Below are 14119 nucleotides of genomic sequence, written 5' to 3'. Positions count from 1 at the left end.
GTGACGAGCGCCACGGTCAGTCTCAGGCGCACAGGGCCTGACCTGCGTTCACGGCGGCCAGGTCGCCCTCGGTGAGCGTGGTGGTGGGAGTGGCCGCCGTCGGCTCGGTGGCGGTCACCGGCGCGCCGACGATCACCCAGTCGGGGGTGGCCTCGCCGACCGTCACCTCCTGCAGGACGCCGTCGTGGTCGGTGCCCAGCACCAACCGGACCTGCCCGGTCAGGTCGGCCACCTCGGCCACCGCGGCGCCCGGCACGGCCGCGGCCACGGTCACCGCGTCGTCCAGCCGTCCCGGGCCGTACTCCACCACGGTGCCGTCCACCGTGCGGTCGCCGGTCCGCACGTCGTTCTCGTCGACGACGAAGCCGTACGCCTCCAGCTCGGCCGCCGCCGAGGACGCCATCCCGGTGCGGCCGGTGGAGTTGACCACGGCCAGGCTGACCGCCGCCGGGTCGACCACCACGGTGGGCGGGACGGTCACGGCGGGCGGTGCGCTGCTCGGCGCCGGTGCGCTGGTGCTCGGGGAAGCGGGCGACGTCGCCGTGCTGTCGGAGACGCCCGGCTCGCCGGGTAGCCGCTGGTCGTTGCGCAGTGCCTCGAACACCGCCGGCGCCTTGGTCTCGTCGACGATCAGCTCGTCCGGGTCGTCCGGATCGCTGATGGTCGGCAGCGTGAAGAAGGTGATCTTGGCCGGGTCGAGGTCACCGAACGACTCGGCCAGGGCGACCAGGCTGTCGATGCTGACGTTGTCGGTGTAGGTGTTGGTCACGAACGCCTGCAGGAAGCCGTCCAGCTTGGCCGGGCTGAGCAGGGTGCCGGCGCTGGTCACCTGCTGCAGGATCGCCGAGAGCACCACCTGCTGCCGGCGGATCCGCGACAGGTCGGAGTCGGTGTCGCCCTGCACCTTGCGAGCCCGGACCAGGCTGAGCGCCTGGTCGCCGCGGACCACCTGCACACCGCCCTCGGCCACCACCGCGCCCAGCTCCGCGTCGATGATCGGTCCGCAGACGTCGACCGTGATGCCACCCAGCGCGTCGACCATGTTCTTGAATCCGGAGAAGTCGATGCCGATGACCCGGTCGATCTGCAGCCCGGTCAGGTTCTGCACGGCTCGCACGGTGCACTGCGGGCCGCCGACGGCGTACGCGGAGTTGATGTGCCAGCGTTCGCCGCGGGAGATGTTCTGCTGGGTGTCGCTCAGCTCCCCGGTGCTGGAGTTCCACTTCAGGCACTGCGGCGCGTCGATCATGGTGTCGCGCGGGATGGACAGCACGGTGACGTGTCGGTCGCTGCTGATGTGCGCGAGCATGAGGGTGTCCGAGTTGGCCACACCGTCCTCGGTCGAGGCGTCGGTGTTGCCCTCGTCGCCGTTGGTGCCGGCGCGGGTGTCCGACCCGAGCAGCAGGATGTTCTCCGGCGTGTACTCGCCGGCCGGGACGACGGTGGTCGGCAGCGCGGACCCGCCGGCGCCGGTGCGGTCGGGGGCGACGATGGCGTCGACCTGCCGCTCCACCAGGCCCTGATCGGCCCGGGCCTTGATGGTCCACTCCAGACCGGTGACCGCCAGGGCTGCCACCGAGACCACGGCGACGGCCACCCGGCCGGCGTTCAGCCAGCCGGTGCGGGCCCGGTGCCGGGTGGGACCGTGTCGCGGGGGGTCGCCGGCTGCGCGCTCGGCCGGGCCCTCCGTCCCTGCGTCCACTGGTCCTCCTCGCCACTCCACCTCGGGCGGCCGCTCGCGATCGGGTCCGGTGACCCGATGTCGGTGCACCGGCGCACCACCCGAGGCGGCCGGACGGGTGGCCGGCTCCGGGATGTGGACCCATCGTACTCAGCGACCGGGCAATGGTGACTGTGAGTAAGACCGGCCGGCGTCCGGACGGTCGATCAGCCGCCGCTGACCTCCAGCTCAGCGTCCTCCGGCACGACCTCGCTGTCCGGATCGTCCAACCAGCCGTGCGGCAGCATCACCCTGTGTTGCGGCGAGCCCTGCCGGCCCCGGGGTCCCTCAGCGGCGTCCGGGAACGGCTGGTCGAGGTCGAGCAGGGCCAGCTGCTCGTCGAGCTGCTCCAGCGACGACACCATGGCCAACGCGCGCCGCACCTCGCCGGCGGCGGTGAAGCCCTTGAGGTACCAGGCCATGTGCTTGCGCAGGTCGCGCAGCCCGCGGTCCTCGCCCATCTCGTCGGCCAGCAGTTCGGCGTGCCGGCGCAGGGTCGCGGTCACCGCCCGCAGGCCCGGCGGGGTGGGGCGGGGACGCCCGTCGAACGCCGCGGCCAGCTCGGCGAACAACCACGGCCGGCCCTGGCAGCCGCGACCGACGACGACGCCGTCGCAGCCGGTCTGCCGCATCATGGCCAGCGCGTCCTCGGCCGAGAAGATGTCGCCGTTGCCCAGCACCGGGACCTCGGTGACGACCTCCTTGAGTCGGGCGATGGTCGACCAGTCGGCCCGGCCCGAGTAGTGCTGGATGGCGGTCCGGCCGTGCAGGGCCACCGCGGCCACCCCGCAGTCCTGGGCGATGCGGCCGGCGTCCAGGTAGGTGATGTGCTCCGGGTCGATGCCGACGCGCATCTTGACGGTGACCGGCACGCCGGAGGGGGCGGCCACGGCGACGGCCTCGCGGACGATGGCCTCGAACAGCTTGCGCTTGAACGGCAGCGCCGACCCGCCGCCGCGGCGGGTCACCTTGGGCACCGGGCAGCCGAAGTTCAGGTCGATGTGGTCGGCCAGGTCCTCCTCGACGACCATCCGCACGGCGCTGGACACGATGGTCGGGTCCACGCCGTACAGCTGCACGGAGCGCGGCTGCTCGGTCGGGTCGAACCGGATCATCTCCAGCGTCTTCGGCCGGCGTTCCACCAGCGCCCGGGTGGTGATCATCTCGCAGACGTACAGCCCGGCCCCGAATTCGCGGCACAGCTTGCGGAACGACGCGTTGGTGATGCCCGCCATCGGTGCGAGCACCACCGGCGGCCACACCTGGAACGGCCCGACCTGCAGGCCACCGGGCGCCGCGGGAACACCCTCGGCGGCGGGCGCGGTCGGCGTCCCGGCGGGGGCCTCGGTGGGTCCCTCGGTCAGGGCCTCGGTGGGCGCGGGAGCGAGCAGGGTGGAGTCGGGCACGACACCCATTGTCCCGCCTCCGTCGACCGGCCGGGCGTGGTGCGGGTCGCACACCGTCCCGCCGCGTCTCACGTGCCGCAACGTCTGTGACGCGTGCCGTCGGTGTGTGCCGTGACGGAACGGTGCCGCCGCCCGCATCGGAACCGGTGGTGGACGCGGTCACCCGGCGTGGTCAGGCGTTCATCTGATGGACCGCCGACGCTCACCACAGGGACGCCGTCGTGGACCACGACCCGCCCACCATGGAGCCCGTGAGCCTCTTCGGAGCTGATGGTCGGAGCCCGCGATCGCTCGTTCCTCGCGCTCGCGACTCCTCCGCCCTGCTCAGTACTGCTTCTGCGCGCAACGGTTCCCGGACCGGGAACAGGTCGGCTCTCCCCGAACCCCGAACAGCGGCCCGTGCGCATCCGACGTCGGCGCCGACCGCGACCACCGCGGCCCTGCTCGCGCAGGACGCCCCCGCCCGGCGTGGCCGGTACCGGTTGAGCCTGGCTGCGGACCGGTCGGACGTGGTGGCCGTGCAGCGGCTGCGGGCCCAGGTGTTCGGCGCCGAGTTCGGGCTCCGCTCGCCTGGTGGTCTGGACACCGACGAATTCGATGACCGCTGCGACCACCTGATCGTCTGGTTCGAGCGGGACGAACCGGAACCGGGCCAGGGGCCAGCCGACGGTGTGGGGACGGCCGCCGCCCCGCAGGCGGTGGCCACCTACCGCCTGCTGCCGTCGCACAGCAACGACGCGTTTCCGCTCGCCACTGGCCTGTACGCCCACCAGGAGTTCGGGCTGGCCCCGCTGGAGTCGCTGCTGGACCGCACGGTCGAGGCCGGGCGCGCCTGCGTGCACCCGGACCATCGCGGCGGGGCGGCGATCGCGCTGCTGTGGAGCGGCATCGCCCGGTACCTGCACCTGACCGGGCACCGGTACCTGATCGGGTGCGCCTCGATGCCGCTGGACGACGGACCGTCCCAGGCCGCCGGATTGTGGGACCTGGTCCGCGAGTCGCACCTGGCGCCGCCGTGGCGCCGGTGCCGGCCGCGGCACGGGCTGCCCATCGGCGGGGTGCCGCGACCGGAGAGGACGGTGGTGCCGCCGCTGCTGCGTGGCTACCTGCGACTCGGCGCGTGGGTGTGCGGGCCGCCGGCGTGGGACCGGGAGTTCAACACCGCGGACTTCCTGGTGTTGCTCGACCTGACCATCACCGACCGGCGGTACCTGCGCCGGTTCCTCGGTGACGCCGTCGAGGCAGCCGTCGGTCCGGCCGCCGACCCGGTGTCCGAGGGAGCCGGGCCGTTCGGGACCGGGTCGCCGGCGTGACCGCCGTCCCGGTGCTGCCGGCAGCGGATGTGCCGGACCGCTGCGTGCGGCCGGAGTGCGTGGCGGGCTGTGCGACGCCGACGGCGCGCGGGGACGGGCGACGAGGGGTGCTCGCCGCGGCCGCCCGGTTCGCCGGGGTCATCGCCGTGCTGCTGGTCACCGTCGGGGTGCTCCAGGTGGTGCACTGGACGCCGCGGTACGGCCGCACCAGCCGGTCGACCCGGTCGCTGCGGCGGTGCTCGCGCTGGCTGGTGCGCGTCCTCGGCGTCCGGGTCGAGGTGCGCGGGGAGCCGCACACCGGCGGCGGACTGGTGGTCGGCAACCACGTGTCGTGGCTGGACCTCATCGTGCTGTCGGCGCAGGCGCCGCAGCGGGCCGTGGCCAAGGACGGGGTCGGGACCTGGCCGGTGATCGGCGGTCTCGCCCGGCGTACCGGGACGCTGTTCCTGCGACGCGGGCTGCACCGCGACCTGCCGGAGTCGGTCGCGCAGATGACCGCGGCGCTGCGCCGCGGGCACCGGGTGCAGATCTTCCCGGAGGGCACGACCCGGTGCGGGCAGGCGGTCGGGGAGTTCCGCCGGGCCGGGTTCCAGGCCGCCATCGACGCCGCGGTGCTGGTCCACCCGGTGACCCTCGCCTACCGAGACGGCACCGGAACGCCCACCACCGCACCGGCGTTCGTCGGCGACATGACCGTCGTCGAATCGATCCGGGCCGTGGTGCGGATGTCCGCGCTCACCGTCCAGGTGCACTGGCTGGACCCGATCCCGGCCCTCGCCGGCAGCGGCCGGGCCGCGACCGACCGGCGCCGGCTGGCCGCCCAGGCCGAACGCGCGGTCGCCCACGACCTCGGCCAGCCGGTGGTGCGGCGCGACAGTGCCTGGCGCGGGGACGCCGTCGCCTGACGCGGGAGCGTGGCGACGATCCTCAGGCCGTGACCTGCCGCCAGCCGGTCCCCTGGTACGCGGCCAGCGGGCGGATGAGCGAGTTGGCCGCGAGCTGCTCGCTGATGTGCGCGGTCCATCCGGTGATCCGCGACATCACGAACAGCGGCGTGAACATCGGGATGTCGAAGCCCATCAGGTGGTAGAGCGGACCCGCCGGGTAGTCCAGGTTCGGGTGCAGTCCCTTCTCCCGGAACATGGCTGCGGCCAGCGCGGCGTGGGTGGCCAGCAGGTCGTCGGCGCCACGCAGCGCCGCCACCTCCTCCAGCGAGGCCTGCAGCGTCGGCACCCGCGAGTCGCCACGCTTGTAGACGCGATGGCCGAAGCCCATGATCTTCTTCTTGGCCGCGAGGGCCTCGGACAGCCAGGCCTCCGCCTCCTCGGGACCGTCGATCTCGGACAGCATGTGCATCACGGCCTCGTTGGCTCCGCCATGCAACGGTCCCTTGAGGGCGCCGATCCCGGCGACGACCGCGCTGTACAGATCGGACAGCGTGGAGGTGACCACCCGGGCGGTGAAGGTCGAGGCGTTGAAGCTGTGCTCGGCGTAGAGGATCATCGAGACCTCGAACGCGCGCACGACTTCCGGCTCCGGCACGCTGCCGAAGGTCATGTGGAAGAAGTTGGCCGAGTAGTCCAGCGAGGGATCGGGCGCGATCGGATCCAGGCCCCGCCGGCGCCGCTGGTCGATGGCGACCACGGTGGGCAGGGCAGCCAGCAGCCGCAGCGACTTGCTCGCGTTGGCCTGCGGGTCGTCCTCCTGCACGTCCTCCGAGCCGAGCCAGCTCACCGCGGTGCGCAACGTGTCCATCGGGTGGCACGTCGTCGGCATCTGCATGAGCAGCGTCTGCAGGCTGCGGTCGATCGGCCGCAGTGCCTTCTCTCGCTCCGAGAGTGCCTGCTGCTCCGAGGGTGTCGGGAGATCACCCGACCAGAGCAGGTGGGCGACATCCAGGAAGGTGCGGTGCGCGCACAGGTCCTGGACCGGATAACCGCGGTACAGCAGCGAGTTCGTCTCGGCGTCCACCTTGGAGATCGAGGTGGTGTCGGCCAGCACACCGGCCAGCCCCTTGTGGACCTCGGGCTCCTCGTCGAGCACGGTCATGACTCCTCCTTGCGGAAATTGGCGAGCCGCGCGTCGAAGGTCGCGTACTCGTCGTAGCCGAGCAGCTCGTAGAGCCGCTTCCGGGTCTGCATGCGATCGACGACCCCCTGCTGGGTGCCGGCGGAACGGATCTCGGCGAGCCCGGCCTCGGCGGCGCCCATGGCCAGCCGCAGCAGGGTCACCGGGTAGATGACGACGTTGACCCCGAGGTCGGCCAGTTCGGTCGCGGTGAACAGGGGCGTCTTGCCGAACTCGGTCATGTTGGCCAGCAGCGGCACGTCGACCGCCGCGCGGAAGCGCTCGTAGTCGGCCTTGCCGGTCAACGCCTCGACGAAGATCATGTCGGCGCCGGCGTCCACGTAGGCCTTGGCCCGGTCGATGGCGGCGTCCAGTCCCTCGACGGCCCGCGCGTCGGTCCGGGCGCAGATGACGAAGTCCGGATCCCGTCGTCCGCGGACGGCTGCCCGGATCCGGATCAGCATGTCGTCGGTGGAGACCAGCGACTTGCCCTCCAGGTGCCCGCAGCGCTTGGGGTCCTCCTGGTCCTCCAGATGCAGGCCGGACAGTCCCGCGTCCTCGAAGGTCTGCACGGTGCGGGCGACGTTGACCGGTCCGCCCCACCCGGTGTCGGCGTCGACCATGGTGGGCAGCGAGGTGTTCCGGGCGATGGTGGCCGCCCGCTGGGACACCTCGGTCGCCGTGGTCATCCCGACATCGGGCAGCCCCAGTTCCGCTGACAGCACGGCACCGGAGATGTACACGCCGTCGAACCCCTGCTCGGCGATGAGCATCGCCGACAGGGCGTTGAACGCGCCGGGGAACTGCAGCAGCCGGCCGCTGGCCAGCGCCTCCCGGAAGGCCCGCCGCCGCTCGGCGGGGGTCGCAGTGGCACCCAGCATCAGAACAGCCCCCGTCCCGGCGCGGCCTTCAGGTCCAACGGCACCACGGTCAGCTCGCCGAGCTGCTCGGCCGACAGGGTCGGCAGGGCGAGGGCCACGTCCAGGAAGCGCTGCTGCTCGGCCTCGGACACCAGCCCGTCGGCCAACCCGCGGAACTTCCCGACGTACTCGTCCCGGCCGAACGGGCGGGCGCCCAGCGGGTGGGCGTCGGCCACGGCGATCTCGTCCCGCAGCTCGGAGCCGTCGTCGAAGGTGACGGTCACCGCGCCGCCGAACGCCTTCTCGGCCGGATCGCTGGAGTGGTACCGCCGGGTCCACTCCGGATCCTCGACCGTGGTGATCGACCGCCAGAGCGTGACCAGTTCGGGGTCGGCGACGCGCTGCGGCGGGTAGGACCGCTCGTGGTGGAACCCGCCGTCGAGCAGAGCCGCCGCGAAGATGTACGGGACCGAGTGATCGAGGGTCTCGCGGCTGGCCTGCGGGTCGTACTTCTGCGGGTCGCCGGCGCCGGAGCCGATGACGTAGTGCGTGTGGTGGCTGGTCGCGATGACGATGCTGCGCACCCGGCCCGGGCCACCGGCCTCGCGGATCCGCGGCCCCAGCCGGCGGGCCAGATCGATGAGCGCCTGGCTCTGGTACTCGGCCGAGTGTTCCTTGGTGTAGGTCGACAGGATGCCGCGGGGCGCCTCGCCGGGCGCCGGCAGCGGCACCGTGTAGGCCGCGTCCGGACCGTCCAGCATCCAGGCGATGACGCTGTCCTCCCCCTCGTAGATCGGGGACGGGGCGCCTTCGCCGAGCATCGCCCGGTCGACCGCCTCGATGGCCACCTTGCCGGCGAACGCCGGCGCGAAGGCCTTCCAGCTGGAGATCTCGCCCTTGCGGGACTGGCGGGTGGCGGTGGTGGTGTGCAGCGCCTGCTGGACCGCCTGGTGGATCACCTCGGTGGGCAGTTCCAGCAGTGACCCGATGCCGGCGGCCACCGACGGGCCGAGGTGGGCGACGTGGTCGATCTTGTGCTTGTGCAGCGAGATCCCGGTGACCAGGGCGACCTGGATCTCGTACGCCACGGCGATGGCCCGGGTCAGCGCGGCCCCGTCCCGGCCGGTGTGCTGGGCCACGGCGAGCAACGGCGGGATGTTGTCACCGGGGTGCGAGTAGTCGGCGGCCAGGTAGGTGTCGTGGAAGTCGAGCTCCCGGACGGCGACGCCGTTCGCCCACGCCGCCCACTCCGGCGAGACCCGCTCGCGGGTACCGAACACCACTGCGCCGGGACGGTCACCGGGACCGGGGTGTCGCAACGCCTGCGTGCGGGCGGCCGTGACGGGCCCCCGGTTCAGCGAGGCGGTGGCGACGCCGGCGTTGTCGATGAGACGGTTGACCACCATGTCGGCGACCTCGGCGGGCGGTGCGACCTGGTCCGACGCCACCGCGGCGATCTTCCAGGCCAGTTGGTCGGCCCGCTCGAGCGGTTCGTCGCTCCGGTGGACCCGGACCTTGTGGTCGACGGTCATGCAGTTCTCCTTCGGATGTGGGCGAGACGGCCGCGCCGTCGACCGCCCGCCCGGAGCAACCCGTCGGCGACGAGACAGTGCGGGAACCGGGCGAACTGGGGGGACGACTCCGGCGCAGGGCCGTCGCACACCACTCGACCCTGATGTGACGCCGCCCAGCGTGCGCCGGCGGGCGGGAGCGGGCCAGATGCCCAATCGTGCGAATCGTTGCGCATCTTCCGGCGTCGTTCTGCGAACGTTGCGAAGAGGCGGATTGGCTACTCTTCGCGCATGCCACCAGCGTCGGTCTCCGGGAGCCGGCTGCGCGGCCTGCGCGAGACGCGGGGCCTGTCGCAGGCCGAACTGGCCCGCGCTTGGCATCTCGCCGAGCTACCTGAACCAGATCGAGCACGGCTCGCGGCCCCTCACCGTGCCGGTGCTGTTGCGCATCACCGAGACGTTCGGCGTCGACGCCGCCTTCTTCGCAGCCCGTCGTCCGGAGCGGCTGGTCGCCGAGCTGCACGAGGCGTTCACCGAGGTCGCGCTGGCCACCGGTCGGACGGTGCCCCCGGGTGAGGTGCAGCGGCTGGCCACCGACCTGCCCGCGGTGGCGGACGCGGTACTGGACCTGTTCCGCCGGAGCCGGCAGTCCGACGAACTGCTGGCCGCCGAGACGCGGGCCGCCGGGGAGGGCGGGCCCCTGCCGGTGCGGCGACCGCACGAAGAGGTGCGGGACTTCTTCTACCGCCGCCGCAACCACGTCGCCGAGCTCGACGATGCCGCCGAGCGACTGGCGCTCGAGCTGGGCGTCCGGCCGGGTCGGGTGCGGCCGCTGCTGGCCGACCGGCTGCGCAGCCACGGCGTGACGATCACCCGCCTCGAGGACGACGACGAGCTGCACTCGTACGACGCGGTGCAGCGCGTGCTCCGGCTGTCCCCACACCTGCACGCCGGCCAGCAGGCCTTCCGGATGGCCACCCAGCTGGCATTCCTGGAACAGGACCCCCTCATCGACACGCTCGCCGGGACCGAGGACGTCGACGACCCGACCACGCACACCCTGCTGCGGATCGGGCTGGCCAACTACTTCGCGGCCGCCCTGGTGCTGCCCTACGGCGACTTCCACCGGACGGCAGAGCAGTACCGCTACGACCTGGAACGGCTGGCCGACCACTACGGCATCGGGTTCGAGACCATCGCCCACCGGCTGTCCACCCTGCAGCGACCGGCCGCTCCGGGCGTGCCGTTCTCCTTCGTCCGGGTGGACCGGGCCGGGAACATGTCGAAGCGGCAGTCCGCCAGTGGATTCCACTTCTCGCGGGGCGGCGGGACGTGCCCCCTGTGGAACGTCTACCAGGCGTTCGCCTCACCGGGCACGGTCAACGTCCAGGTCGCGGCGATGCCCGACGGCGCCCGCTTCCTCTGGGTGGCCCGGACGGTGACCCGGTCCCGGCGCCGGTGGGGCGCGCCCGGTCGGACGTTCGCCATCGCCCTGGGCTGCGAGCTCCGCCATGCCCAGCGGCTCGTCTACTCCACCGGTCTCGATCTGGACGACCCGGCCGCGGCCACGCCGATCGGCGCCGGCTGCCGGGTCTGCAGCCGGGACGACTGCCCGCAACGCGCCTTCCCCCGAGTGGGCGGCGAGCTCGACATCGTCGAGACCCGCAGCACCTTCTCCCCGTATCCGACCGTCCGGCTCGAGTGAGGCCGCTGCCGCTGTCTCGAGCGGCGTGCGCCCGCCCCCGTCGGGTGGCTCCGGCCAGGAACCACCCGACGGGGGCCACCGTGCTCAGTCGGCCCGGACCGCCGCCGCGGCGGCGACGAGATTGCGCAGTGCGGCCGTGGTCTCGGCATCGCCGCGGGTCTTCAGGCCGCAGTCCGGGTTGGCCCACAGCCGCTCCGGGCCGATCACCGACCGGGCGGCCCGGAGCAGCTCGACCATCGTGGCCACGTCCGGCACCTCGGGGGAGTGCACGTCGTAGATCCCGGGCCCGAGGGCGCGGGTGACGCCGGGCCCGAGTTCGTCGAGCACCTCCATCTTCGACCGGGCCGCCTCGACGGTGGTGACATCGGCGTCCAGGCCGTCGATGGCGCCGACCACCTCGCCGAACTCCGAATAGCACAGGTGCGTGTGGATCTGGGTGGTGTCGGCCACCGCGCCGGTGGCCATCTTGAACGAGTTGACCGCCCAGTCCAGGTACGCGGGCTGGTCCGCTGCCCGCAGCGGCAGCAGCTCGCGCAGCGCGGGCTCGTCGACCTGGATGATGCGCAGCCCGGCCGTCTCCAGGTCGGTCACCTCGTCGCGCAACGCCAGGGCGACCTGGAACGCGGTGTCACCGAGCGGCTGGTCGGCCCGGACGAACGACCAGGCCAGGATGGTCACCGGCCCGGTCAGCATCGCCTTCATCGGCCGGTCGGTCAGCGACTTCGCGTAGGTGCTCCAGCCGACCGTGATGGGCTCGGGCCGGGCGACGTCGCCGTACAGGATGGGCGGCCGGACGCAGCGGGACCCGTAGGACTGCACCCATCCGTGCTCGGTGGTCGCGAACCCGTCCAGGTGCTCGGCGAAGTACTGCACCATGTCGTTGCGCTCCGGCTCGCCGTGCACCAGCACGTCCAGGCCCAGGTCCTCCTGCAGCCGGACCACCCGCTCGATCTCGGCGCGCATCCGCTGCTGGTACTCGGCCGCGTCGATCCGGCCCGCCCGGTACGCGGCCCGGTCCCGGCGGATCGGTCCGGTCTGCGGGAACGATCCGATCGTGGTGGTCGGGACGCTGGGCAGCCGCAGCTCGTCGGCCTGCGCGCGGGCGCGGACCGGTCCATCGGGCCGGCCGTAGAACTCGGTGCCGAGTACGGCCAACCGCTCTCGGACTTCCTCGTGGCGCTCCACCGACCGGTCGGCCACTGCGCGGGCCGCGGCGAGCTCGTCGTCGACCTGCTCACCGGCCAGGGCCCGCCCGAGCAGGACGACCTCGGCCACCTTCTCCCGCGCGAAGGCCAGCCGGTCCCGCAGTGCGGCGGGCAGCGCGGTCTCCCGGGCGGCGTCGTACGGGACGTGCAGCAGTGAGCAGGACGATCCGATCTCCACCCGCCCCGCGGCGCCGAGCAGGGTGGCCGCCGCGGCCAGTGCCCGGTCCGGCGCGACCCGCCAGACGTTGCGGCCCTCGACCACCCCGGCCACCACCGTCTTGTCCCGCAGACCGGCGAGCGTGGCGGCGGTGTCGAGGTCGGCGGCCCCGGCGACCAGGTCCAGCGCGATGCCCTCGATCGGTGCCTCGGCCAGCACCGGCAGGGCCGGTCCCACCGGGCCGAAGTACCCGGCCACCAGCAGCGCCGGCCGATCGGTGAGTCCACCGAGCTCGGCGTAAGCGCGACTCAGCGCGTCCAGCTCCTCGCTGGTCCGGTCGGCGGCGAACGCCGGCTCGTCCAGCTGGACCCAGACGGCCCCGGCCGCCTTCAGCTCGGCCAGCAGCTGCGCGTACACCGGCAGCAGGTCGGCCAGCCGGTCCAGCGGTCGGAAGTCCGGCACCGTCCCCTTGCTCAGCAGCAGCAGGGTCACCGGCCCGACCAGCACGGGACGGGTGACCACGCCGTCGGCCAGGCCCTCGGTGAAGTCCTCCACCGCGGTTCGCTGCCGCAGCGAGAACTCGGTGTCCGGGCCGATCTCGGGAACCAGGAAGTGGTAATTGGTGTCGAACCACTTGGTCATCTCCAGGGCCGGCACCCCCTCGGCGCCCCTGGCCATGGCGAACAGCAGGTCCAGCGGATCGCCGTCGGCCAGCGACGCGAACCGGGGCGGCACCGCCCCGACGGCCAGGGCGGCGTCCAGCACCTGGTCGTAGTACGAGAACGTGTTGCCCGGCACCGATCCGAGTCCGGACAGCTCGGCGCGGGTGGCGCGTCGCAGGTCGGCGGCGGTCGACCGCAGCGTCGCCGCGGACGACTCACCGGCCCAGTACCGCTCGACGGCCCGCTTGAGTTCGCGGTCGGGCCCGATCCGCGGATAGCCGAGCACGGTGCTGCCCAATGGGGGATGTTCGATCACAGCTCTCTCCTCGCGAGCGGTGGTATCCGCAGCGCAGGAGGGCAGCCGAATGGTGCGGGCACGGCGGCGCCCGCATCCGCCCGGCCCACCCGCGAGGCCCCGGATCCGCGCGCGCCGGACGGCGCACGCACCGGTGGCAGGTCTTCGGACTCACGGGCGTGGGATGGTCCCGGCCTACTGGCCGTCGCTTCCCGAGGACGTCGGCCTCAGTGCGTGTGACGGCGGTCGTTCCCGCTCACCGCTGCGGGGCAGTCCCGGATTCCCACCGGGTTCCCTCTTGCCTCATCGCGCACCCCGGGCATCACTGCACGGGCACGGATGAACCACCAGCCGACGGAGCATAGCCCGTCGTCGATCCGATCGGTGCCGGTCGTCCCTGGTCGTCGACGGCCACGAGGGTGAAACGTCCGGACATCGCCGGACGGCGTCGGCCGGCGACCAGATCCTCGGCATGGCCGACGAGGTCGACGGTCACCGAGGTCCGCCCGATCCGCCGGATGCAGGAGGAGATCTCCAGCAGTTCGCCCGGATGGACGGGTGAGGTGAACCGGACATCCCGGGATCCGGCGATGACCAGGGACCGGCGGACCGCCCGCGTCGCCGCGACGAACGCCGCGCGCACCATCAGCTCCGCCGCCCGGCCCCCGAACAGGGTGCCGTGGTGATTGATGTGCTCGGGCAGGATCAGCTCGACGAGCGACACCGCGCCGTCGGTCCCGCGGTCGGGTCCGCCCTCGGTCTCGGCGACGGTCGGGGTCAGCAGGGAAGCGGTCACACCGGCACGGTAGGTCGTCGGGACCGCGACCGGCAGCGTCACCCGGTGCGAAGACCGGGCAGGGAATTCCGCCGGAGTTGCCAAGACTGCGAACGTCCTTCGCGGGTGCAACCACGACGCTCGGGCAGCGGACGACGAGTGGTCGGGCCGAGCAGGCTCACACCTCGGCCGTCCGCCACCGCCCGGTCCGACGGCGCGCCCCGACGATGACACCGTCGGCGATGCCGAAGCCGATCCAGGCGACGAAGACACCGTCCATGCCCCACCCGAGCGCGAGGCCGAGCCACCCCGATGCGGTGAGCAGCACCGCATCGGATCCCACCGAGGCGACGAGCACCGAGCGGCTCTCCCCGGCCGCCCGATCATGGCGACCAGCACCACCTCGACCGCCTACCCGATGAGCAGCAGGGCCATCTCCGGGC

11 protein-coding genes, 1 pseudogene and 1 riboswitch are annotated in these 14119 nt (G+C 72.8%); of the genes and pseudogenes, 4 read left to right on the top strand and 8 right to left on the bottom strand.

Annotated features, from left to right (window positions below):
- Window positions 1–22 precede the first annotated feature (22 nt).
- Entirely contained in the window at window positions 23–1702 is a 1680-nt protein-coding gene (locus tag JL106_RS04740) for an LCP family protein (protein WP_205259546.1), read from the bottom strand.
- Window positions 1703–1887: 185 nt separating this feature from the next.
- Window positions 1888–3135: a tRNA dihydrouridine synthase DusB gene (dusB, locus tag JL106_RS04735; RefSeq protein ID WP_205259545.1), complete on the bottom strand. Its 1248-nt coding sequence runs from the start codon at window positions 3133–3135 to the stop codon at window positions 1888–1890.
- A 473-nt stretch (window positions 3136–3608) separates the two neighbouring features.
- On the opposite strand from dusB, the gene JL106_RS04730 reads away from it, so the two are divergent.
- Entirely contained in the window at window positions 3609–4439 is an 831-nt protein-coding gene (locus JL106_RS04730; RefSeq protein ID WP_205259544.1) for a GNAT family N-acetyltransferase, read from the top strand.
- The gene (locus tag JL106_RS20705; protein ID WP_205259543.1) at window positions 4436–5344 is read left to right on the top strand and encodes a lysophospholipid acyltransferase family protein; all 909 of its coding nucleotides are present in this window, start codon (window positions 4436–4438) and stop codon (window positions 5342–5344) included. The genes JL106_RS04730 and JL106_RS20705 overlap by 4 nt, the downstream gene beginning before the upstream one ends.
- Before the next feature lie 22 nt (window positions 5345–5366).
- On the opposite strand, the gene JL106_RS04720 is transcribed toward JL106_RS20705, so the two are convergent.
- Genes JL106_RS04720 through JL106_RS04710 form a run of 3 tightly spaced genes read right to left on the bottom strand, consistent with a single transcriptional unit; the run spans window position 5367 to window position 8898 of the window.
- Window positions 5367–6488, bottom strand: a complete 1122-nt coding sequence (locus JL106_RS04720) for a bifunctional 2-methylcitrate synthase/citrate synthase (RefSeq protein ID WP_205259542.1) — start codon at window positions 6486–6488, stop codon at window positions 5367–5369.
- On the bottom strand, window positions 6485–7387 hold the full coding sequence (gene prpB, locus JL106_RS04715) for a methylisocitrate lyase (protein ID WP_205259541.1): 903 nt from the start codon (window positions 7385–7387) through the stop codon (window positions 6485–6487). Before prpB ends, JL106_RS04720 begins: the two co-directional genes overlap by 4 nt.
- Window positions 7387–8898 (bottom strand): MmgE/PrpD family protein, encoded by a 1512-nt coding sequence (locus tag JL106_RS04710; protein ID WP_205259540.1) that lies wholly within the window; start codon window positions 8896–8898, stop codon window positions 7387–7389. The genes prpB and JL106_RS04710 overlap by 1 nt, the downstream gene beginning before the upstream one ends.
- On the opposite strand from JL106_RS04710, the pseudogene JL106_RS22400 reads away from it, so the two are divergent.
- Together JL106_RS22400 and JL106_RS04705 are read left to right on the top strand one after the other, a co-directional pair.
- Window positions 8897–9307: pseudogene (locus tag JL106_RS22400) on the top strand (hypothetical protein); the annotation flags it as partial. The gene JL106_RS04710 and the pseudogene JL106_RS22400 overlap by 2 nt on opposite strands.
- 6 nt (window positions 9308–9313) lie before the next feature.
- On the top strand, window positions 9314–10582 hold the full coding sequence (locus JL106_RS04705; RefSeq protein WP_328841332.1) for a short-chain fatty acyl-CoA regulator family protein: 1269 nt from the start codon (window positions 9314–9316) through the stop codon (window positions 10580–10582).
- 84 nt (window positions 10583–10666) lie between these two features.
- Here JL106_RS04705 and metE read toward each other — a convergent pair whose 3' ends face one another.
- The 3 genes from metE to JL106_RS21940 all read right to left on the bottom strand — a co-directional run bounded on the left by metE (window position 10667) and on the right by JL106_RS21940 (window position 14034).
- On the bottom strand, window positions 10667–12922 hold the full coding sequence (gene metE, locus JL106_RS04700) for a 5-methyltetrahydropteroyltriglutamate--homocysteine S-methyltransferase (protein ID WP_205259539.1): 2256 nt from the start codon (window positions 12920–12922) through the stop codon (window positions 10667–10669).
- Between the two features lie 118 nt (window positions 12923–13040).
- A riboswitch (cobalamin riboswitch) is annotated at window positions 13041–13265 on the bottom strand.
- Window positions 13224–13697, bottom strand: coding sequence for an acyl-CoA thioesterase (locus JL106_RS21945; protein ID WP_205259538.1), 474 nt, complete (start codon window positions 13695–13697; stop codon window positions 13224–13226). Its footprint overlaps the riboswitch before it by 42 nt.
- Window positions 13698–13854: 157 nt before the next feature.
- Window positions 13855–14034 (bottom strand): hypothetical protein, encoded by a 180-nt coding sequence (locus JL106_RS21940; RefSeq protein ID WP_205259537.1) that lies wholly within the window; start codon window positions 14032–14034, stop codon window positions 13855–13857.
- Window positions 14035–14119: the final 85 nt, after the last annotated feature.

It is taken from the genome of Nakamurella leprariae, assembly GCF_016918035.1.
GTDB classification, from domain to species: Bacteria; Actinomycetota; Actinomycetes; order Mycobacteriales; family Nakamurellaceae; genus Nakamurella; species Nakamurella leprariae.
This window is presented reverse-complemented; position numbering and strand designations above follow the sequence as displayed.

Coding starts and splice junctions, on each gene's coding strand:
- dusB (WP_205259545.1), bottom strand. CDS start 3,135: ATGGGTGTCGTGCCCGACTCCACCCTGCTCGCTCCCGCGCCCACCGAG.
- JL106_RS04720 (WP_205259542.1), bottom strand. CDS start 6,488: ATGACCGTGCTCGACGAGGAGCCCGAGGTCCACAAGGGGCTGGCCGGT.
- prpB (WP_205259541.1), bottom strand. CDS start 7,387: ATGCTGGGTGCCACTGCGACCCCCGCCGAGCGGCGGCGGGCCTTCCGG.
- JL106_RS04710 (WP_205259540.1), bottom strand. CDS start 8,898: ATGACCGTCGACCACAAGGTCCGGGTCCACCGGAGCGACGAACCGCTC.